Genomic DNA, 21399 nt, shown 5'->3' with positions numbered 1-21399 from the left:
AAATTATATTGATGGTTTTTCAACTAATGATAATTCATACTTATAAACATTGTGTTAAATATAGCGTTGTTCTAAGGGTTTTCTAAGTTGTTTCAATGGATTTCCTTTAAATGTACTTTCTAATCGCTCAAAACGCTTTAAAATGGCAAATTATTGATTTTTGATGATATAAATGTGCGAAGAGTACTCTTTTGATGATTTTGCTTTCAGGTTTGATTTTAATCCTATCCAAAACGCCCTTAACATATTTGATTTGCCAAATTTATATTTTTCGGAAAGGAGGCTAACGTAAAACGAATCAAATTTCATCGGCAATACTTTTTCGACTTTCATTTTTTCCTGAGCGAACAACTCTGAAATTGATTTTTTAGAAAAATGCCATAAGTGTCTCGGCACATCATAAGCTGCCCAAAATTCTTTATAATAGTTGGCATCGTAACTTTTAAAATTTGGAACGGCAATGATTAAAGTTCCGTTTGGTTTTAAAAGTGATTTTAGATTGGAAACATATTCGTTCAGATTAGGAACATGTTCTAACACATGCCACATGGTGATGACGTCAAAAGTTTTTGAATTCAATTTTTCCAAATCATCATGAATTTGAAAGTTGGAATCTTGCCTGTCGGCAGATAGGTTTGATAATTTGCAATTTACAATTTCCCTGGCTTTTTCATTTGGTTCTACTCCGGTAACTTTCCATCCGTCATTTTTACATGCTGCTAAAAAATCTCCAGTCCCCGCTCCAATATCCAATATCATTTTGTCCTGAGAATTAAAAGAATTTATGAGTTTTACTTTTTTCTTTACGGTGTAGTTCCTAACCCAATGGTACAGTTTGTCAACTACAGATTTCTTAGTGTCCGAATGTGAAATGTATTCATCACTTTCGTAATACTTTCCTAAATCTTCTTCGTTTGGTTGTGGCGTTGTAATTAATAACTCGGATTCATTATCGATAAAAATTAAAAACGTTTCACGTGAAACGGTATAGTCTTTACATGAAATATATGGTTCTAATTTATTATTATCAATTGGGGATTTTACTATTTGTTTCACGTGGAACTATATATTTTAAAGTGTACGTTTGAATTTTTGTTGGAGTTTAGACCTGACAGGTTTTTTTCATACTACGCTAAATCTTCGGTGGACAGCGAAAAACCTGTCAGGTCGGCATTCCAAGTTCCCCTCCCTGAGGAGGGGCTAGGGGAGGCTTTTCCCTACCTCCCCATATACACCAACAATACAGAAACATCACTTGGTTTAACACCAGAAATTCTACTTGCTTGTGATATGCTTGTTGGTTTTATTTTTGTCAACTTTTCACGAGCTTCATAAGACAATGATTTCAGTTTGTGATAATTAAAATTGGGGGGAATAATGATATTTTCTAACCGATTTAACTTATCAGCATTGTTTTTTTCTTTTTCAATGTAGCCTGCATATTTGACATGAATATCCGTCTGCTCAATTATTTCATCATCAATTTTATTATCAATTATAAAGTCGTTCACACCAGGGAACTGACGTACATCATCGAAACTCAATTGAGGTCGTGACGCTAACTTAATCATTTTCATAGATTGATCAACCTCTGCGGTACCTTTAGCTGTCAAAATAGGATTCACATCCTTATGACTAATACTTGTTTCCTTTAAGTAAGCCACAAAAGCATCCGTTTTCTCTTGTTTTTCATGTACACGCTCTAATCGTTCTTTAGAGGCCAATCCCATTTCATAAGACATCGGTGTTAGTCTTAAATCAGCATTATCTTGCCTAAGTAATGTTCTATATTCGGCTCTCGATGTAAACATTCTGTAGGGCTCCTCGGTACCTTTTGTAATCAAATCATCGATTAAGACTCCTATATAGGCCTCACTTCTTTTTAAAATAAATGGTTCCCTTTCTTGAGTTTTTAAGGCCGCATTTATACCCGCCATAAGCCCCTGTGAACCTGCCTCTTCATAACCGGTAGTTCCGTTTATTTGTCCAGCGAAATATAAATTTTCAACCAATTTTGTTTCTAGTGTATGCTTTAACTGTGTTGGAGGAAAGTAATCGTATTCAATAGCATAACCGAAACGGAAAAACTTTACATGCTCAAAGCCTCCTACTTTTCTTAGTGCCTTTACTTGAACATCTTCCGGTAATGAAGTTGAAAAACCATTGACATAAACCTCAACCGTATTCCATCCTTCAGGCTCAATAAACATTTGATGTCTATCTTTTGTTGCGAATCTGTCTATTTTATCTTCAATAGAAGGACAATACCTTGGACCAATACTTTGTATTCTGCCATTGAACATTGGCGACCTATCGAAACCAGTTCGTAACAAGTCGTGAACTTCTTGACTCGTATAAGTCATGTGACATGAGCGTTGCTTGGTAAGTGGCTCTGTTAGATTTGTATACGAAAATTTTTCAGGTTTTTCATCTCCAGGCTGTTCTATCATTTTAGAATAGTCCAACGAACGGCCATCAACTCTCGGTGGTGTTCCAGTTTTCATTCTTCCAGATTCAAAACCAAGTTTAACCAAATCTTCTGTTATTCCTGTTGATGCTTTTTCACCCGCTCTACCTCCACCAAAATTCTTATCTCCAATATGAATCAATCCATTTAAAAAAGTACCTGCAGTTAAGATTACGGATTTACCTTTTATAGTCAAACCCAAACCCGTTTTTACACCTGTTATTTTTCCATTTTCAATAATCAATCCATTGACCATATCTTGGAAAAAATCTAAATTTTCGGTTTGCTCCAACATATTTCTCCACTCTTCGGCAAAACGCATTCTATCACTTTGAACTCTTGGGCTCCACATTGCAGGCCCTTTAGATTTGTTCAACATCTTAAACTGAATTGCTGACTTATCAGAAACTATTCCGCTATATCCACCTAAAGCATCAATCTCTCGTACAATCTGTCCTTTAGCAATTCCACCCATAGCAGGATTACAACTCATCTGGGCAATATTCTGTAAACTCATTGTAATCAGTAAGGTTTTAGCACCCATATTGGCACTAGCGGCTGCCGCCTCACTACCAGCATGTCCACCACCAACTACAATTACATCATATATGTCTTGAAAAATACTCATTATCCGATTTAAAGTCTTATTTCTTTTTAATGTTTCACGTGGAACATTATAGTCTAATCTAGAATTAATTATGTGTTTTTACTAGTTAATGAGATTCCCGATGTCTCAGGAATGACATTATTAGAAAGCCCGCAAAGATAAGTAATAATCCTCTTTCTTTCGCATAAGTGCCTTTTCATCTTCTGTATTGTCTTTGTAGCCACATAAATGTAGGATGCCATGGATCATCACACGGTGCAATTCGTCATTAAATGTTACCTCAAATTTATTGGCATTTTCAATAATTCTGTCTATTGAAATAAAAATGTCGGCACTAATAACTTTGCCAAGGTTGTAATTAAAAGTGATAATGTCAGTTAAAGTATTGTGTTTCAAGTGTTTAACATTCAATTCAAGTAGGTAGCTATCATCACAAAAAATGTAATTTATTGCATCTTCTTTATGACTTTCGGCCGCTATTGTATCTGATATCCAATTACTTACAGCATTTTTATCCCCGAATTCAAATTCCTTTTGATAATTATATTCAATCATTCCTTAACAGGTTCTTTAAAGTACTGTTGCACTTTCTTTTTATAATTATTACGTAAAGGCAAAGGTTCACGGTTTAGAATTTCATCTTTATTAAAGAAAAGTTTTTCTCCTTTAATTTTTGGTATCGTTTTCTTCTCAAACGTTTTGACGTTGGTTTCAGATTTTCGCTTATTGTCCTTCCCCTGTTCCAATTGAGCATCCTCTAATTTTAACAATTCATGCTCTAATTGTTGCATTTTTCGTAAAACACTTCTGTTAAAACCTTTGTCTAACAATTGTTTTTCCAAAGCTTCCATTTGCTTTATGGCCTTTTGTCCTTGAGATCCGCCTTTCCCTTCTTTACCCATCATTTCCTTTAAGGCTTCTTTTAAAGCATTTTGCTCTTGATAAATTTGGTATTGTTCGCCGCTCATTTGTTCTTTTCCTTTTTTACAGTCTTCTACTTCTTTTGGTTCGCCCTCACCCTTTTTCATACCCTCTTCCATCTTCTTTTTTAATTCACCTTGCTTTTTGATGATATCTGGTAAACGAAATCCATCACCTCCAGAACTATTACCCAAACCATTCCCACTTCCTTTGCATTTTCCCTCTCCAGAACTGCTATTTTGCATGTTATTTAACATATCACTCAACATATCTGCCAAGTTGTTTGCGGCCGTCATGGTGTATTGTTGATTGGATCTGCCTGATTGAATTTGATTCTCCGCAATATGTTCTAACGATTTATCCAAATTGTAATGAGCATTTGTCAGATCTTCCTGAATTTTAGAGGTCAATTGTGGTACTCTTAAGGAAAGTGTATATAAACTATCGTCAATATGCTCAAAATTCTCTTTGATAATTTGTTGTTTTTTTAGCTTTTTAGGAAATTCGGCATGACTTGCATCAATGCCATCAAAAGACATTAACAATTGTTCTTGGTCAAAAGAAAAAGTTAACAAATTCTCTAAAATGGATTTAAGGTCGTCTATGTTTTCTTGTAACATTTCACCTTGCATTTCCATCATAGCACCTCCCATTTTTTTGCTTAGTTCATTTTGTTTTTTTGCCGCTGATTTTTGTTTTTTTGCCGCTGATTTTTTCTTTTCTTCTTTTAAAAGATTTTTTTCCTCGTTGCTCTTTTCAGAATTTTTGGATTCTTCTTCTGCTTCTTTAAGATCCTCTTCAGCCTTTTTCATCTCCTCTTCTATGGCCTTTTCTTCGTTTTTAGTTTCAGGAAATTTCATTGGTTGAGCCAAATTTTTATTTTGCTTTCTTAGTTCTTCAAAATCCTTTTTTATCTCTTCAAAATCTTTATTAAGGTTTTCTTGGTCTTCTGGTTTACTGTTTTCATTTTCAGATTGCTCCTCTTGCTTTTTAGATAGTGAATCTAATTTTTTGGTAATCTGAGCCGCTTTCTTCTCTACAAAAAAACGTTTGGACATTTCCAACAACCTCTCCAAAGTCTTTTTTTCTTGCTTATTCTGTTCTGTTAGCTTGTCCAATTTGTCTAACATCTGTTCCTTTTCCAATTTCTCGGACATTTTTTTTAACTGTTCTAACAAATCATTTTTTTCTTGAAGTTCTTGAGCTTCTTCAATCCTTTTTTTCAGTTCTTCTTTTCTATCCTTTATAGTTTGATTTTCGTCATTTTGCTCTTGCTCGTCTAAATTCTCTTTTAGATTTTCAGTATGCTTTTCTTGCATTTGCTTATACTGCTCTTGCCTCTTTAAAAATTGGTCAAACTCCTTTTTATCATTCCAATTCAAATCAGATTTCTTTTTCAATTTTTTTGAGAATTCATCTAAATCTTTATTAAGTTTTTCACTATCCTTATTTGTTTTATTGAGCTCTTCTAAGTTTTGTTTTTGTTCTTTGAGTAAATCGTCCGTGATTTCTTGTTTGGTTTTGTTATAATAGCTAAACACTTGACTTTTCGTTACTTTACTACCATTTGCACCATCATTATCATACACTTCAAAATACATATTATATGTCTTTCCAGACTCAATTTTTAGCATTTCGGGCGAAAAAATGTAATAAAACTCCTCAAAAGTGGATTTATTGATGTCAATCGCCACTTTTTTGGCAGATTTTTCATCATTCTCGCTGTAATACACCAATTGTAACTTTTTAAGTCCATAATCATCGCTTAATTGACCCACAAACTGGACTGGGCCTCTACTGATAGAATCAATATCCGACTTAACCTCAATTTTTGGATGCTCATCCTTTATAACCTGAATAGCATAATTCAGTTTTTCATAATTTTTCAAATTCTTGTTGGATGTCGTTATCTGATAATTCAAATCGTTATGAACACGTTTCGAAATTGAAAAATTATTATCCGATTTTAACGTAAAAGCATCGCTTTTTCCTGAGACAAATTTCATAGAATCCGTTGCTTTCGTTGTAATATTCCATGTAATTGTTGAGCCTTCCGGAATTACAGCATTTCCAGTATTCTTTATGAGTTCGTCTTTTTTACCGGTATAAGCAGGATAATTCATATACATTTCAAATCCCGTTACATTTGGTGTTTCTAAAACTTCTAACTGATAGGGTTTGGAACGTACATTATTTGCCTCTAAATAAAACTCAATAGGCTCTTTAAGATTATTGAATTGGTGAGAAAAATTGCCATTGATATCCTTTAACATATAACTTTCATTGTTAAAGTGAATGGTTACATTCTCTGGAACTACTTTTCCTTCTGTGGCAACGATCAATTCGAAGGGTTGACCTTCAATATTTTGCAACTTATCGTTCAGCACGATAAAAGCAAAAGGTGCGGGCGGTTCGTAAGCAGTTTTATAGTCCACAACACGATTAAAACTATCATTAAAAATAGAATTATTACCTGAAAGGGCAGTAAATGCCCAAATTAACAACGGAATGGATAAATATTTTAAATACTTGACATTTCCCTTGAAATTAACGGCTTTTTTGAACGGAATAGGTTGTAAGCTTGCCGATTTCTGCTCAATACTTGCCAATAACAGCTCAGATTGATCTTTATTTTGATTCAATTGCAACACATTCAACAATTTATCATCAACTTCGGGAAAATGTTTGCCTATAATCGATGAGGCATCCGATAAGGAAATGCCCTTCTGCAATCCGAATAATTTTGCTAACGGAATGGCGATAAACTTTATGAGCAACCCCAACTCTACCGCAATAAAAACGAAGAATAAAACACTTCTGGCCGTTGGTGGCAACCACAAAAAGTACTCAATAAATACCGTTATAAGAAAATACAACAACCCGAAAGAGGCAAACAGAATTAGCCCTTTAATCAGTTCATTGGTGTAGTACTTTTTTATGAACTGTTGTAATTTTTGTTGTATGTTGTTGAAATTCTTCAAGTTAGTTTTTCAGGATTATTTCCAAGCTTTTTGGATTCAGATTTAGCTTTTCTCTCTAATTTTTTTATATCCTCTTCTAGTGGTAATTCTTCTGGCTTTATTTTCCTGTCTAACAATAGCTTTCTGACACCTCTATTATTCGTAATATGCTCTGCTGAAATACTTCGTTCTGAAGATAAATTTCTTTCTTTAGTATTAAAAACGGTGATTTCAGTTGCAAAATCTTTTGCTTTAATTGTAATTGTAGGTAGGAAATCTGCCAAAGCCCTTCCTTTTGGAATGCCTAGTTGCTTCTTCATTTGTAAAGTTGATTTTCCGAATAAAGCTTGGTCTCCTTTACTTCTAATCAGTCCAAAGTTTCTATCATTTCCAGTCTTTTCATATATTAAATTTGATAGTTCTTTTTCTGACAGCGTAAGTTTTTGTCTCGCTTGTAACCTTTCCCAATCATTAATTCTTTTCTCAATTAATTCGTATTTCCTAGTTTGTATAGCAAAATAATTTTGTGCAAAAGCAATTTGCTCTTTTTGCGGATCACCATTTTGGGTTATCAAATAACATGCAAACCTAGTGAGCATTATATCATCAATTTCTCTTTCACTTCCCGATCCTAATTTGACCATTTTGTTGACGTCAACAAAATGGTCTAAGACCTTATTTTCCGATACTTCACAAGAAATTTTTGCTTTAACTAAAACTTTTGTGAAATTTCTCCATTCCGAATATCCTAAAAGCTGTTGTAAATCACGAGCAAACCAAAACTCAATATTCTTGTCTGTTGTTCGAGAATGACTTTCAAAATTATCTGTCATATTTTTTATAATCTCCCTTTTCATAAAATCTATTTATAGACCATAAAAATAGCATTTTCATTGTCAAATACTATCTTTGCAACCTAATTTTAACGAAATGATTAACAAAGTACGTGTACGATTTGCCCCTAGCCCAACTGGACCATTACATATTGGCGGTGTTAGAACGGCATTATTCAATTATTTATTTGCTAAAAAACACAAGGGAACTTTTATTTTACGAATTGAAGATACAGACCAAAATCGTTATGTAGAAGGTGCCGAAAAGTACATTGTTAACGCATTGAATTGGCTCAATATTCCTTTTGATGAAGGTCCTGAAATTGGTGGAAACCACGGGCCTTACCGACAATCGGAACGAAAGGACAAGTATAAAGAACATATTGATAATTTGGTTGCTTCGGGCAATGCTTATTACGCTTTTGACACTGCTGAAAAACTCGATTTTCATAGAAAAGACCATGAAGCTAGGGGTAAAACCTTTATTTATAACTGGCATAACCGTTTAAAATTGGACAATTCGCTTACTTTAACCAATGATGAGGTAAAAAAACGTATTGAAACTGGTGAAAACTACGTAGTTCGTTTTAAATCGCCCGAAAATGAAACTTTGGTGCTGAATGACATCATTAGAGGAGAGATAACCATTGATACCAATGTACTGGACGATAAAATTTTGTTTAAATCGGATGGTATGCCAACTTACCATTTGGCTAATATTGTAGATGACCACTTGATGGAAATCAGCCATGTTATTCGTGGTGAAGAGTGGTTGCCGTCTTTGGCATTGCACGTTCTATTGTACAGGGCTTTTGGTTGGGATGCTCCGGAATTTGCACATTTACCGTTGATTTTAAAGCCTGAAGGCAAAGGTAAATTAAGCAAACGTGATGGTGATAAGCTTGGTTTCCCTGTTTTTCCATTAGAATGGCGTAATAACGGCGAAGTTTCGCGTGGTTATAGAGAAGATGGTTATTTCCCTGAAGCCGTTGTTAATATGTTGGCATTACTGGGGTGGAACGAAGGCGAGGGCACAGAAAAAGAAATCTATTCTTTGGATGAGCTGATCGAAGCATTTAGCTTGGAACATGTAAGCAAAGCGGGTGCAAAGTTTAATCCTGATAAGACTAAATGGTTCAATCAGCAGTACTTACAATTAAAAAGTGATGATGAATTAGCTGATTTATTCTCTGCTCATGTGTTAGCGATTAAATCGAATCCCATTTTAATGGAATCGATCAATAAAATTGCAAAACATTTGGATGATAAAAATTATATCAAAAAAGTTATTTCATTGATTAAAGAACGAGCCGTTTTTGTTTCAGATTTATTGCGATTAGGTAGTTTCTTCTTTGTTGCCCCAACTTCTTATGACGAAAAAGCCAAAAAGCAATGGAAAGAAGATACTCCAGAATTGATGAATGAACTAGTTGCGGTACTTAATCCTATTGATGAGTTCTCATCACCAAACATAGAAACTACTGTAAAAGAGTGGATTACGAGAAAAGAAGTGGGTTTTGGCAAAGTTATGCAGCCATTGCGTTTAAGTTTGGTAGGTGCTGTGCAAGGCCCACATTTGTTCGATATAATGGAGTTGATTGGAAAAGAGGAGACAATCAACAGGGTTGAAAAAGCTGTGAAAAGCCTCCCTTAGTCCCTCCTCAGGAGGGAAACTTAGAACGCAATAAGACCTCACAGGTTTTTGTAAGTAATTGAAAGTTAGTGCGTCTATTGTTAAATAAACGTTTTAACTTCTCAAACTATGTTTCAAAAATTACTTTCTATTGGTCTTTTTTTACTTTTTTTAGTCCCCCTCAACGCACAAAAAGTTTCTTATAAAATTGAATTTATAAGTAACTGGAGTTCTACTACACATCCCAATCAATACCCTTCTGGTTCTGCACATTGGTCGCCATTGGTTGGTGCTAGTCATAATGCCTCAATTAGTTTTTTTAATATTGGTCAGTTAGCTACGGATGGTGTTGAGCAAGTTGCAGAAACGGGAGCTACTTCCACAATTGAAAACGAAATAGCTACGGCCATTTCTAATAATACAACTTATAAATTGATAAAAGGTAGTGGTTTAAGTACTGGACCAGGCACAATTACTATTGACGATGTTGAAATTGATGCCAATTTTCCATTGGTCAGTTTAATTACCATGATCGCTCCTAGTCCTGATTGGGTGGCACAAGTAAATAGTGTAAAGCTCACTGATGCCAGCAATAATTGGCTTCAAGAACTATCTTTAGAAGTTTATGCTTCTGATGCGGGCACGGATAACGGTACAACTTACGGTTCAAGCAATAGCAATACCGACCCAGCAGTAAATATGTTCAGTTTGGAAGATACTGCTCCATTCTCTGACCAAATTGTGGGTACTTTTAAATTTACGTTTCTAAAAGTATTATCTACTGATGATGACGAATTGGAAAGAGCTGTTTCTGTTTATCCTAATCCTAGTAATGGGGAAATATCAATTAACAATATTGGCACTCATATTTTAGAGAAAGCTGAAATATTCAGTGTAAATGGACAAAAAGTAAAAGAATTTAAACAGATTAGTAAAAATAACAATCTAAATATTACTTCGCTTCAAAGCGGATTATATTTTATAAAGTTGAAATCCGACAGAGGAAGTACTGTTAAGAAAATAATTGTGAATTGAGTGACCCCGAAAAGTTTTTGAACCCTTTCGGGGTTTAATCAGGCTTTGTTTTTTCCACCTCGGTAATAAAGTATTTGGTATCTCCCAACCATGGAAAAGTGGCAAAACGCTCTTTGTAGGTCAGCTTTACATGTTGACCCTGCATATCTTTTAATCGCTGAATCACTTCTTTTTCAGAGCTTTCCACAGAAAAACTAAAATGTTGCGATTCTGATACTCCTTGACTGATTTCGCCTTCCCAAGTTTTAAAAATGACACCTTTGTGTGTTATTTTAATTAATTCACCTGATCTATAGCCATTACTAAAAGTGGCATAGTATACCACTAAAAAATACCCAATAAGCAATACAAATGCTATAGAGACAATAATTCCAACAATTTTTTTCATTCAATTATATTTTTTATAATCTTTTGTTTTTCAAACCTTTGAGTGTCGTTAATCCTTCTTAATATGCTTTGGGATAAATAAATAGCCATCATGGGCTTCTTTATTTCATTTTATCCTACCAAAAATACGGAATTATCATTAACTTTATCTGCTTAAACTTTTTAACCTTATAAACAAAAAAATATGGAAGCTTATATTGGGTACATACCCTACATTTTTATTTTACTATTAATTTTCTTTGCCTCAATTTTTATTGTAAAGCAACAAACCGCTGCTATTATTGAGCGTTTTGGTAAGTTTCAGAGCATTAGACATTCAGGTTTTCAATTAAAAATACCATTTATTGATAGAATTGCTGGAAAGGTCAGCCTAAAAATTCAGCAATTGGACGTAATCGTAGAAACCAAAACATTGGATGACGTATTTGTAAAACTAAAAGTTTCGGTACAATATGTTATCATTAAAGAAAAGGTTTATGATGCCTTTTATAAGTTGGAATATCCACACGATCAAATTACGAGTTACGTATTTGATGTTGTGCGTGCTGAAGTTCCAAAAATGAAACTGGACGATGTATTTGTTAAGAAAGATGATATTGCTATTGCCGTAAAAACAGAATTACAAGATGCTATGTTAGATTATGGTTTTGACATTATTAAAACTTTGGTTACTGACATTGATCCTGACGCACAGGTGAAAGCAGCTATGAATCGTATTAATGCAGCAGATAGAGAAAAAACTGCGGCTCAATATGAAGGTGATGCAGCTAGAATATTAATTGTAGAAAAAGCGAAGGCTGAAGCGGAAAGCAAACGTTTACAAGGACAAGGTATTGCAGACCAACGTAGGGAAATTGCACGTGGTTTAGAAGAATCTGTTGAAGTATTAAATAAGGTAGGAATTAACTCACAAGAAGCTTCCGCTTTAATTGTAGTAACTCAACATTACGATACATTACAATCTATAGGTGAAGAGACGAATACCAACCTTATATTATTGCCTAACTCACCACAAGCAGGTAGTGATATGCTTAATAATATGGTTGCTTCTTTTACCGCAAGTAATCAAATTGGGGAAGCAATGAAAAAAGCTGAAAGAGAAAAGGAAAAAAAAGATAAACAAGACCAATAGAATATTATAACAATATTGCAAAAAAAAAGTCGCCTATAGGCGACTTTTTTATGCTTCAGATTCTAAAATTAATCTGTAATCTTTTCTTTATTCTTCTCCTCTTCATCTTCTTTAGTAGCTTTTTTGAATTCTTTAATTCCGCCACCAAGACCTTTCATTAACTCTGGTATTTTTCTACCTCCAAAAAGTAATAAAACTATTATTGCAATAATAATAACTTCTTGTCCGCCTAACCATCCTAAAAATATTGTTGTTGCTATCATTTTTTAATAATTTATAAAACAAAGGTAATAATTAAACGCGAATTCTGAATAATTATTTGTTAAAAGGCTATTTTATAATTTAAAATACTGTTGCATATGCAGAATTACCAACTTCCACTTGCTCCTCCTCCACTTGAACGTCCCCCTCCTCCTGAAAAACCTCCTGAACTTGAAGATCTTGAAGATGAACTACTACTCGAACCAGAAGAAAATGAGAATGAATGGGTACCTTTGGACGAAAAAGTTTTGCCATAATACTTTAAATCTGTTTTATTAAAAGAAAAACCAAAACCTTCTTTGCCATAAATAATAATTTTTATAATAGCAATTAGAAGTGCTATACCAAAAAACAAACTCACGAAAACAATGCCTGTCAGCTTTAAATCATCAGTTAAAAATTTAAAATATGATGTATTAAAATCACTAAGTATAAATAAGAACCCACCAAGCGGCACAAGTGTAAAAACCAAACCAAACATTGAGGCATATAGAGTGCCTAATAGCATAAAAATAGACCTTATAAAACCTAATTTTCCAATTAGAACACCTCTTAATATTTCTATTAAACTGCTATATGAATCGAATAAAAGTTTTCCGCCAACAGCAACAAAAATTGACAAAAACAGACCTATAAACAGTTTTACAAACCAAGGTATTTTATCATTTCCTTCTATTTCTTGTGCAAATTCTTCTCGTGCTTCATCACTACTTAAAAGCTCTATAATTTTATCTGTAGCTTTATCAATGCCTTTAAAATATTCACCATTTTTAAACTCAGGAATCATTACAGTTTCTATGATTCTTTTAGCAAAGGCGTCGGTTATGTAAGGTTCTAAACCATCGCCAACCACAATTCTTACTTCTCTTTCTGTTTTGGCAAATAAAATTAATAAACCATTATCTATTTCTGCTTGACCAAGTTTATTTTGGTTAAAAGTTTCCAAGCCATACGTAAATATTGAAATACCTTTTAAATTATCAACAGTAAGTACAACTATCTGATTTGTGGTTTCTCTTTCAAAATATGTTAATTTTTGGCGTAGGGAGATATGTTCTTTATCAGAAAATATTTTAGCCGAATCAGTAACAATTTCAGTTAATGTTGGATAAGAATTCTGTGCAACAACCGAAAATGTTGCTAAAAATAATACAACAAAGACTCTAAATTTAGTCACCATTTCCGTTTACCAAATAAAAATCTAAATGTTTACGCTCTAAGTCTGTATTTTTTACTTTTACCGTAACCTCATCACCTAATTGATATAAATTTTTTGTGGCTTGTCCTACCAATGCATATTGTTTTTCGTCGTAGATATAATAATCATCCTTAATATCTCTAATACGCACCATGCCTTCGCATTTATTTTCAATAATTTCGATATAAATTCCCCATTCGGTAACACCTGAAATTACCCCTAAAAATTCCTCATCCTTGCGGTCTTGCATATACTTTACCTGCATATATTTTATAGAATCACGTTCGGCCTTTGCGGCCAACATTTCTCGTTCAGAAGAGTGTTCGCATTTTTTTTCGTAGGGTTCTGCTTTAGGTGATTTTCCTCCATCTAAATAGTGCTGTAGCAGTCTATGTGTCATAACATCGGGATAACGTCTTATAGGCGATGTAAAATGGCTGTAATAGTCAAATGCCAATCCGTAATGTCCTATATTATCAGTTGTATAAATAGCTTTGCTCATAGACCTGATAGTTAAGGTCTCAATCATATTTTCTTCTGGTTTGCCATGAACATCGCTTAATAATTTATTTAAGGAATCTGAAGTGGTTTCTTTAGTTTGTGTATTAATTTTATATCCAAACTTACTGATAATCTGTTGCAGACCTGCGAGTTTTTCGGTATCAGGTTCATCATGAACCCTATAAATAAACGTATTTTTTGTAGGTGTTCCGTTTTTCTTTTTACCGATAAATTCAGCTACTTTTTTATTTGCCAAGAGCATAAACTCTTCAATCAGTTTATTGGCATCTTTAGATTCTTTAAAATATACACCAATAGGTTCAGCATCTTCATTAAGATTAAACTTAACCTCGACCCTATCAAAAGTAATCGCTCCTTGTTGTAAACGTCTTTTTCTTAGTTTTTTAGCAAGTTCATCCAGTTTTAAAGTAGCTTTTACTATTTCTTTATCAACAACATAACTTTTTCCAGTAATTGAAATTTCCTGGGGGATGGTATTTTCTTTGGTCTCGATAATATGCTGTGCTTCTTCATACGCAAAACGTTGGTCTGAATATGTAACCGTTCTACCAAACCATTCTTTAATAACATGTCCTTTTTCATCCATTTCAAAAACAGCCGAAAATGTTAATTTTTCTTCATTTGGACGCAAAGAACATACACCATTTGATAACACTTCTGGTAACATCGGCACTACCCTATCTACTAAATACACTGAAGTTGCACGACTATAAGCCTCTTCATTTAAAATAGTATCAGGTTTTACATAGTGAGAAACATCTGCAATATGGATACCAATTTCGTAGTTGCCATTTTCAAGTATTTTATATGACAGGGCATCATCAAAATCCTTAGCATCTTTAGGATCAATTGTAAAAGTTAGCGTATTACGCATATCCCTTCGTTCAGAAATATCCTTATCACTAACTTCAGTTACCAATTTACTTGCATCTTCTTCCACTTTTTCAGGAAATTGATATGGAAGACCATATTCCAATAAAATAGAATGAATTTCGGTATCATGTTCACCAGGTTTACCTAAGACATCGAGTATTTTACCAAATGGGTTTTTAGAATTATCGGGCCAATCTGTAATTTTAGCCAATACTTTATCGCCGTCTTCAGCTCCGTCAATATTGTTTTTAGATATAAAAATATCCGCATACATCTTATTATTATCAGGTAATACAAATCCGAAATTTTTACTTAGTTGTAAAACACCTACAAACTCCGTTTTTGCCCTCTCAATAATTTCAATAACTTCGCCTTCGTATTTATCGTTATTTCTTCTCCTATATACATAAACTTTCACCGTATCACCATCTAAACCTCTGTTTAAATTTATGGTTGGGATAAAGGCATCGTGTTCCAACGTATCAGAAATAAAATAGGCATTTTTATTTGAGGTAACATCTAAAATACCAACATGATAATGTTCGTTTTGTATGATTTGATATTTACCTTTATCTGTTTCTTTTATGCGTTCTTTTTGTTTTAAACTTTCTAGTTTTTGGATTATTTGTTGTCTGCCGTTAGCATCAGTTATATCTAATTTTGCAGCAATTTGTTTATAATTAAAGGATTGTTTTGAATTCTTATTTAATGTTTTTAAAATCTTTGCAGATAAATCCTTTACTACATTACCTTTCTTTTTATATTGAAATCGTTTTTTTGACATATTTATTTTTTCTACGCGAAATATAATAAAAAAGCCCCGACGGTAATCGAGGCTTTTGATTATTAAATTGTTATTTTTTATTCTAATACAACCTTTTGTTCTGTTGATCCTTCCGATGTGGCTATTCTAAGTACATAAATACCTCTTGGTAATTTAGCTACGTTCAAAGTTTTATCATTCATTTGTACTTTTACTTGACCACCGTTAGCATTAAACATTGCTACGCTCTTAAGCTGAACATTATCTTTTAACTCAATATTGATCTTGTCAGTACTTGGGTTAGGATATACTTTAATGCTGGTTTCAGCACTAGCATCTTCAGTATCGGCATTCGCTAATCCAGAAATTTTTCTAATTCTGTTGTTACCTCTATCAACTACAAATAACTCACCAGCATTATTAAAAGCTAACCCTGTTGGATTGGCCAATTGTGCATTTTTAGCCAATTCACCATCACCAGAATATCCTGCTTCACCAGTACCAACAACGGTACTGATTGTTCCGTTTGATAAATTTATCTTTCTTACCATATTATTACCTCTATCAACTACAAATAAATCTCCAGCATTATCAATTGCCAAACCTAAAGGGTTAGCTAATTGAGCTTTAGTTGCGTCAGTGCCCTCACCAACAAATCCTGTTTCACCAGTACCTGCTATTGTTGAAATTACACCTGTTGACAAGTTCACTTTTCTAATACGCTCGTTACCGGTATCAGAAATGTAAATGTTTCCTTTACCATCTAAAGCCAGACCTGTTGGATTGGCTAATTTTGCAGCACTAGCTTGACCACCGTCTCCAGAAAAACCAACTTCTCCTGTTCCAGCAACCACAGTTACTTTACCAGTAGTAAAATCCACTTTTTTAACATTGCTATCTCCATTAACAGAAACATAAAGATTTCCTTGTTTATCAAAAACAACATTAAACGGACCACCTAAAGGTTCGTTAATATTTGGAAATTCAGTTTCAGATTTTTGTGCAACCAAGGTAATTGAACTACCTGTATCTAAATTTACTTTTCTTATTCGTAAATTAGCAAGATCTGCAACATATAAATTGTTGTAGTTATCGAACGTTAATCCGATAGGTGTTTTTAATTCACTAATTTCTTTTTTATTTGCTGTACCCACAACCGTAGTAATAATACCTGATTCGTTATCTATTCTTCTAATACTATTATTATAAGTATCTGCAATGTAAATATTGTCAGACTTATCAAAAGTTAAGTTAAAAGGTAGGTTTAATTTAGCGGTAGTAGCTAAACCGCCATCGCCTGAAAATCCTGAAGATCCGGTACCGGCAACTGTAGTAATTGTTTGACTTTGTGCGTTATACACAAAAGTTAATAGTAATAAAATAATGTAATTTTTTCTCATAACTTAGGGGTGTTTAAATTTTCTTAATTCATAGTTTAGTCTGCTAATTTACAATATTTTAAATAATATCGTAAAAAAAATGGCAAAAACGTACTAAATACAACTATTAATGAGGTTCTTTTCGTTTTAAAACCTAAATATTACAGCTTATAGTTTTACTTATCAACATTTATATTATTAAATATTTTTTGTTTTTGAAATTTTAAAAAAGAAAATGGTTGTTATTATGTATTGTTAATAGTTGCTATAAAAAACTTAAATTTTATTTTGATATTAAGTTCTTAAATATTCATCAACAAGATATGAGTTGTTTTTTACATAATAAAGTACTTATAAATCAAACCAATAATAGAGAATAATACCAGCTTGTTAACAACTGTTATTAACCTATTTTTTTGATAGAATTATTTATCTTTAAGTTAAGAAGTGCTATTTTTTATGTTGATAAATATTCATCAAATTCTAATAACTATTATAAAATTGTATTCTTTTAAATTGTCTTAATCTTTTTAATTAAATTACAAATTATTCTTATGAGATTTAATTGATAATTGATTAACAATTTGGCAATTATTTAAAGTGCTAATTTCTAAATTATTGCAAAAAACAATTAACAATCCAAATTTTTAATGTTCATAAAGTTAAATAGTGCTAAATTTGAATTTTAAACTAAAACTAAATCTAATGAAAATTGCAATAGGTAATGACCATGCAGGTACTGATTACAAAAAAGCTATAGTTGAACATTTAGAAGCTAACGGACTTAAAGTTATTAATTTTGGTACTGATACCGATGATAGCGTTGATTATCCAGATTTTATTCATCCAGTAGCCAAGGCTATTGAAAATGGAGAAGCGGACTTTGGTATTACAATCTGTGGAAGCGGTAACGGGGCACAGATGGCCGCTAATAAACATCAGCACATTAGGGCTGCTCTTTGTTGGAACAATGAATTGGTTGCTTTAGCTAGACAGCACAATAATGCTAATGTATTGAGTATTCCTGCAAGATTTGTTTCCGTACATCAAGCCATAAATTTTGTAGATATATTTTTGAATATGGATTTTGAAGGAGGTCGCCATCAAAAAAGAGTGGATAAAATAGCTTGTTGTTAAAATGAAATGGTTTTTAAAAACTTTTAATGAACTTTCATTAGAGGAATTCCATTCAATTTTAAAACTTCGTATTGATATTTTTGTAGTGGAACAAAATTGTCCTTATCCCGAATTAGATAATAAAGATCAAATAGCTTATCATTGTTTTTGTAAAGAAAATAATGATGTTATTGCTTATACAAGAATTTTTAAACCTGGTGATTATTACAATGAAGCTGCATTCGGCAGGGTAGTCGTGCATCAAAATTTTAGAAAACAGCATTTAGGAAGAGAATTAATATCTAAAACAATAACAGAAACTTATAAATTATTTGGTAAAACACCAATTAAAATTGGTGGACAAGTTTATCTTAAAAAATTCTATGAATCTTTTGGATTTCAACAAGTAGGAGAGGAGTATTTGGAAGATGGAATTCCACATGTTTATATGGTATTAAACAAATGAACAACCCTAAAGTCAATATAAAAAAAATTACCAATCTATCTAATGACTGGTACAGATTAGATAAGGTCAACTTTGATTACCAATTAAAAGATGGTACATGGCAAAACCAGAATAGAGAGAGCTATGACAGGGGAGATGGAGCTTGTATTTTATTGTTTAATCGTAAAAAAGGTTCAGTTATTTTAACCAAACAATTTAGAATGCCCAGTTATTTGAACGGTAACGATGACGGAATGTCCATTGAAGTATGTGCTGGTTTGTTAGATGAAGATGACCCCGTTACATGTGTAAAAAAAGAAGCGGAGGAAGAAACGGGTTATCAAATAGATAAAGTTAAACAGGTCTTTAAAATTTATTCAACTCCAGGGGCGGTTACCGAGAAAATATATTATTTTATTGGTGAATATGACGAATCTATGAAAATTAATGAAGGTGGTGGTCTGGATTCAGAAACTGAGGAAATAGAAGTGTTGGAATATGATTTTAACACAGCTTTGAAAATGGTTAAAACCGGCGAAATAAACGATGCAAAAACGGTTATTTTACTGCAATATGCAGCTCTTGAAAAATTATTTGATTAACTTTTTTAGAAAATGAAACACTTTAAATTATCCGAGTCTGTTTTTTTAATTTTTGATAAAACTTCTTTATATATAACCGAGGGACTGGAGGAATCAAAAGTGGTTTTATTAATAGAAAGCAAGAATTTAAAGGGAGTCGCAAATTATGAATATAAGGATATTTTAGAGTTTGTGTTTATTGAAGAAAATCTTGATTTTGAAATTAATTTTACATCAGAAAATTTTGAAGATCAGTATTATACGTTGGATAAAAGTACTTTCGATAATTTAAAGAATTATATTATTAATAACCTTGACGGAATAGATATTGCAAAACTGGCTCTATACAAACAACTATATCCGTATTTTCTTGGTTTGGGAACGACGGGATTGTTTTCGTATTTGATTTATGTAGCTGCCAAAGCCATTGAAAACGGAAACCCCATACACGGCACCGGAAAATTAGGTTTGTTTAAAAACCTGTTGAATTTCTTTGCGGGATTGTTGGGCACATTAGGTACGATTGTGTTTGGAAGCCTAATTTCCGCTATTTTAATTTACTTTATCTTTAAAAAGGTAATAAATCCTAAAAACGGAACGGTTATATATTTGGATCATTTTCCTGAGCTAAAAACTAGTAAAAAAGTTCAAAACTAATTTGACTTTATAGGTTCATCCAAAATTACCAAACAAGTTTCTATCCCCTCCAAAAAATTACCGAGTCGGAAGTTTTCGTTAGGACTGTGAATATTATTATCAGGATTGGGAATACGCACTGAAACCGCTGGGATTCCTAATGTTTCAATAAATGCGGCCATAGGTTGCGAGCCGCCTGTAGTTCTCATGTTCACTATATTTTCACCATAAATTCTGTTGTGTGCTTTGTTTAAAAAATGACCAATAGGGCTGTCCATTTCAGTTCTAAAAGGTCTTGAGCCCAATTTATAAGTAAAATTTGCCAATTTAGGATAGGTTTGACGCTCCTTTTCCGTTGGTATGGAATCTACCAAATGATAACCTTGGTCTTGGATATAGCTTTTTAGCAATTCCATCAAACGCTTTCCGTCGGATTCTGGCACTAAACGTATATCAATTTCTACCATAACTTCTGCGGGTATAATAGTTCTAACTTTTTCGCCTACCCAACCCGCATTTAAACCCCGAACATTTAATGATGGATACTGCAACGCTTCTTGATAGGTATTGCCAACGGCATTGGCTTTAGCAACGCCAATTCGTTTTTTGATGCTATCTAGATGTTCAGGCACATTGTTAATGGCTTGTTTCTCTTTATCGCTCAAAGTGATGCCATCATAAAATCCAGGTAAGGTTACACGCCCGCTTTCGTCTTTTAATCCACCCAATAATTTAGCCGTTTCAAACACGGGGTTAGGTGCAAAATTTCCATATTGTCCACTATGCAACGCATATCTAGGGCCAAAAACTTTTAATTTGGCAGTGGCAATGCCTCTGGCTCCATAGGTCAATGTGGGTAGATTGCTTACGTGTCTAGTGCCATCCATAATCAAAACCATATCTGCTTTAAGTAGTTCTTTATGGTCGGTTACCGCTTGAGGAAGGGTTGGCGAACCCATTTCTTCTTGAAAATCCATTATCACTTTTACGTTGTACGCGGGTTTAATTTTTTTTGAATGCAATATTTCCAACGCTGAAATAAATGACATTGCAGGTCCTTTGGAATCGGATGCCGAACGGGCAAAAATCCGCCAATCAGGATTTATATCCTCATTAAGATCAGGAAAATCTATTATTTTCCATTCGTTAAGTCCAACTTTTTCTTTGAGTACAGGTTTAAATGGATTTTCTTGATGCCAGGCAGAGGTATCCACAGGTTGGCCATCAATTTGCAAATAAAACAACACGGTTTTTGCTTTTTTATGAAACATTTTTTCAGCAAATAATATGGGAACACCATCGGTGGTAATAGTTTGCGTATTAAAATCCAATTTTTTGAAAATGGCATTGCAATGAGCTAAATTTGCTTCAGTTTGTGCTGGAAAATGCCCATCATTCGGAATTTCTAAAAAACGTTTCAACTTAACTATCGCCTCGGGAAATTTTTGTTCAGCCGACCTTTTAATTTGTTCTTTAGTTAGCGATTGTCCAAAAGAAAGATATCCACAAAATAAAAAAACAAAGAGAAAGTTCTTTTTCATATTTAAAAAGATTGAGAAGTAATTAAGTAAAGATAAACATTGTTTTTTTATCGCATAAAAATTCAAGTTCTTTTTCGTATTTTAGCCTCTCTTATTTACAAAACATTTT

18 protein-coding genes are annotated in these 21399 nt (G+C 33.2%); 7 read left to right on the top strand and 11 right to left on the bottom strand.

Going from position 1 to position 21399, the window contains the following annotated elements; translation table 11 throughout:
• Positions 1–150 precede the first annotated feature (150 nt).
• The 5 genes from UMM65_RS05480 to dinD form a co-directional block, all read right to left on the bottom strand.
• Positions 151–1056 (bottom strand): class I SAM-dependent methyltransferase, encoded by a 906-nt coding sequence (locus tag UMM65_RS05480; protein WP_321975480.1) that lies wholly within the window; start codon positions 1054–1056, stop codon positions 151–153.
• A gap of 161 nt (positions 1057–1217) precedes the next feature.
• On the bottom strand, positions 1218–3089 hold the full coding sequence (gene mnmG, locus UMM65_RS05475; RefSeq protein ID WP_321975588.1) for a tRNA uridine-5-carboxymethylaminomethyl(34) synthesis enzyme MnmG: 1872 nt from the start codon (positions 3087–3089) through the stop codon (positions 1218–1220).
• Between the two features lie 126 nt (positions 3090–3215).
• Positions 3216–3629: an rRNA maturation RNase YbeY gene (ybeY, locus tag UMM65_RS05470; RefSeq protein WP_321975479.1), complete on the bottom strand. Its 414-nt coding sequence runs from the start codon at positions 3627–3629 to the stop codon at positions 3216–3218.
• Complete coding sequence (locus UMM65_RS05465; protein WP_321975478.1) at positions 3626–6976, bottom strand: DUF4175 family protein; 3351 nt, start codon at positions 6974–6976, stop codon at positions 3626–3628. Before UMM65_RS05465 ends, ybeY begins: the two co-directional genes overlap by 4 nt.
• The gene (gene dinD / locus UMM65_RS05460; RefSeq protein ID WP_321975477.1) at positions 6973–7812 is read right to left on the bottom strand and encodes a DNA damage-inducible protein D; all 840 of its coding nucleotides are present in this window, start codon (positions 7810–7812) and stop codon (positions 6973–6975) included. The genes UMM65_RS05465 and dinD overlap by 4 nt, the downstream gene beginning before the upstream one ends.
• Before the next feature lie 73 nt (positions 7813–7885).
• On the opposite strand from dinD, the gene gltX reads away from it, so the two are divergent.
• Together gltX and UMM65_RS05450 are read left to right on the top strand one after the other, a co-directional pair.
• Positions 7886–9442, top strand: a complete 1557-nt coding sequence (gene gltX / locus UMM65_RS05455) for a glutamate--tRNA ligase (RefSeq protein ID WP_321975476.1) — start codon at positions 7886–7888, stop codon at positions 9440–9442.
• Between the two features lie 108 nt (positions 9443–9550).
• Positions 9551–10456: a T9SS type A sorting domain-containing protein gene (locus tag UMM65_RS05450; RefSeq protein ID WP_321975475.1), complete on the top strand. Its 906-nt coding sequence runs from the start codon at positions 9551–9553 to the stop codon at positions 10454–10456.
• Between the two features lie 34 nt (positions 10457–10490).
• On the opposite strand, the gene UMM65_RS05445 is transcribed toward UMM65_RS05450, so the two are convergent.
• The gene (locus tag UMM65_RS05445) at positions 10491–10844 is read right to left on the bottom strand and encodes a 6-phosphogluconate dehydrogenase (RefSeq protein WP_321975474.1); all 354 of its coding nucleotides are present in this window, start codon (positions 10842–10844) and stop codon (positions 10491–10493) included.
• Between the two features lie 183 nt (positions 10845–11027).
• On the opposite strand from UMM65_RS05445, the gene UMM65_RS05440 reads away from it, so the two are divergent.
• On the top strand, positions 11028–11975 hold the full coding sequence (locus UMM65_RS05440; protein ID WP_321975473.1) for an SPFH domain-containing protein: 948 nt from the start codon (positions 11028–11030) through the stop codon (positions 11973–11975).
• Positions 11976–12043: 68 nt separating this feature from the next.
• Here the strand turns inward: UMM65_RS05440 and tatA are convergent, their stop codons facing one another.
• The 4 genes from tatA to UMM65_RS05420 form a co-directional block, all read right to left on the bottom strand.
• Complete coding sequence (gene tatA, locus UMM65_RS05435; RefSeq protein WP_321975472.1) at positions 12044–12238, bottom strand: twin-arginine translocase TatA/TatE family subunit; 195 nt, start codon at positions 12236–12238, stop codon at positions 12044–12046.
• Positions 12239–12342: 104 nt separating this feature from the next.
• On the bottom strand, positions 12343–13416 hold the full coding sequence (locus UMM65_RS05430; RefSeq protein ID WP_321975471.1) for a TPM domain-containing protein: 1074 nt from the start codon (positions 13414–13416) through the stop codon (positions 12343–12345).
• A complete protein-coding gene (rnr, locus tag UMM65_RS05425) occupies positions 13406–15613 on the bottom strand; it encodes a ribonuclease R (RefSeq protein WP_321975470.1) in 2208 nt (735 codons plus the stop codon). The genes UMM65_RS05430 and rnr overlap by 11 nt, the downstream gene beginning before the upstream one ends.
• 77 nt (positions 15614–15690) lie before the next feature.
• Positions 15691–16992, bottom strand: coding sequence for an NHL domain-containing protein (locus UMM65_RS05420; RefSeq protein ID WP_321975469.1), 1302 nt, complete (start codon positions 16990–16992; stop codon positions 15691–15693).
• 684 nt (positions 16993–17676) lie between these two features.
• Here UMM65_RS05420 and rpiB point away from each other — a divergent pair.
• Genes rpiB through UMM65_RS05400 form a run of 4 tightly spaced genes read left to right on the top strand, consistent with a single transcriptional unit; the run spans position 17677 to position 19770 of the window.
• On the top strand, positions 17677–18108 hold the full coding sequence (gene rpiB / locus UMM65_RS05415) for a ribose 5-phosphate isomerase B (RefSeq protein WP_321975468.1): 432 nt from the start codon (positions 17677–17679) through the stop codon (positions 18106–18108).
• A gap of 1 nt (position 18109) precedes the next feature.
• Complete coding sequence (locus UMM65_RS05410) at positions 18110–18553, top strand: GNAT family N-acetyltransferase (RefSeq protein WP_321975467.1); 444 nt, start codon at positions 18110–18112, stop codon at positions 18551–18553.
• Positions 18550–19134 (top strand): NUDIX domain-containing protein, encoded by a 585-nt coding sequence (locus UMM65_RS05405; RefSeq protein WP_321975466.1) that lies wholly within the window; start codon positions 18550–18552, stop codon positions 19132–19134. The genes UMM65_RS05410 and UMM65_RS05405 overlap by 4 nt, the downstream gene beginning before the upstream one ends.
• 12 nt (positions 19135–19146) lie before the next feature.
• Positions 19147–19770, top strand: coding sequence for a hypothetical protein (locus tag UMM65_RS05400; RefSeq protein ID WP_321975465.1), 624 nt, complete (start codon positions 19147–19149; stop codon positions 19768–19770).
• Here UMM65_RS05400 and UMM65_RS05395 read toward each other — a convergent pair.
• A complete protein-coding gene (locus UMM65_RS05395) occupies positions 19767–21290 on the bottom strand; it encodes a M20/M25/M40 family metallo-hydrolase (RefSeq protein WP_321975464.1) in 1524 nt (507 codons plus the stop codon). The genes UMM65_RS05400 and UMM65_RS05395 overlap by 4 nt on opposite strands.
• Positions 21291–21399 lie beyond the last annotated feature (109 nt).

Source organism: Aureibaculum koreense, from assembly GCF_034296135.1.
GTDB lineage: Bacteria > Bacteroidota > Bacteroidia > Flavobacteriales > Flavobacteriaceae > Aureibaculum.
This window is presented reverse-complemented; position numbering and strand designations above follow the sequence as displayed.

What these genes read in the sequence shown, in the direction of transcription:
- ybeY (WP_321975479.1), bottom strand. Translation starts at nt 3,629, where the DNA reads ATGATTGAATATAATTATCAAAAGGAATTTGAATTCGGGGATAAAAAT.
- UMM65_RS05400 (WP_321975465.1), top strand. Translation starts at nt 19,147, where the DNA reads ATGAAACACTTTAAATTATCCGAGTCTGTTTTTTTAATTTTTGATAAA.
- rnr (WP_321975470.1), bottom strand. Translation starts at nt 15,613, where the DNA reads ATGTCAAAAAAACGATTTCAATATAAAAAGAAAGGTAATGTAGTAAAG.
- UMM65_RS05405 (WP_321975466.1), top strand. Translation starts at nt 18,550, where the DNA reads ATGAACAACCCTAAAGTCAATATAAAAAAAATTACCAATCTATCTAAT.
- gltX (WP_321975476.1), top strand. Translation starts at nt 7,886, where the DNA reads ATGATTAACAAAGTACGTGTACGATTTGCCCCTAGCCCAACTGGACCA.
- UMM65_RS05445 (WP_321975474.1), bottom strand. Translation starts at nt 10,844, where the DNA reads ATGAAAAAAATTGTTGGAATTATTGTCTCTATAGCATTTGTATTGCTT.
- UMM65_RS05410 (WP_321975467.1), top strand. Translation starts at nt 18,110, where the DNA reads ATGAAATGGTTTTTAAAAACTTTTAATGAACTTTCATTAGAGGAATTC.
- UMM65_RS05420 (WP_321975469.1), bottom strand. Translation starts at nt 16,992, where the DNA reads ATGAGAAAAAATTACATTATTTTATTACTATTAACTTTTGTGTATAAC.
- UMM65_RS05430 (WP_321975471.1), bottom strand. Translation starts at nt 13,416, where the DNA reads ATGGTGACTAAATTTAGAGTCTTTGTTGTATTATTTTTAGCAACATTT.
- rpiB (WP_321975468.1), top strand. Translation starts at nt 17,677, where the DNA reads ATGAAAATTGCAATAGGTAATGACCATGCAGGTACTGATTACAAAAAA.
- tatA (WP_321975472.1), bottom strand. Translation starts at nt 12,238, where the DNA reads ATGATAGCAACAACAATATTTTTAGGATGGTTAGGCGGACAAGAAGTT.
- dinD (WP_321975477.1), bottom strand. Translation starts at nt 7,812, where the DNA reads ATGAAAAGGGAGATTATAAAAAATATGACAGATAATTTTGAAAGTCAT.
- UMM65_RS05450 (WP_321975475.1), top strand. Translation starts at nt 9,551, where the DNA reads ATGTTTCAAAAATTACTTTCTATTGGTCTTTTTTTACTTTTTTTAGTC.
- UMM65_RS05440 (WP_321975473.1), top strand. Translation starts at nt 11,028, where the DNA reads ATGGAAGCTTATATTGGGTACATACCCTACATTTTTATTTTACTATTA.
- UMM65_RS05395 (WP_321975464.1), bottom strand. Translation starts at nt 21,290, where the DNA reads ATGAAAAAGAACTTTCTCTTTGTTTTTTTATTTTGTGGATATCTTTCT.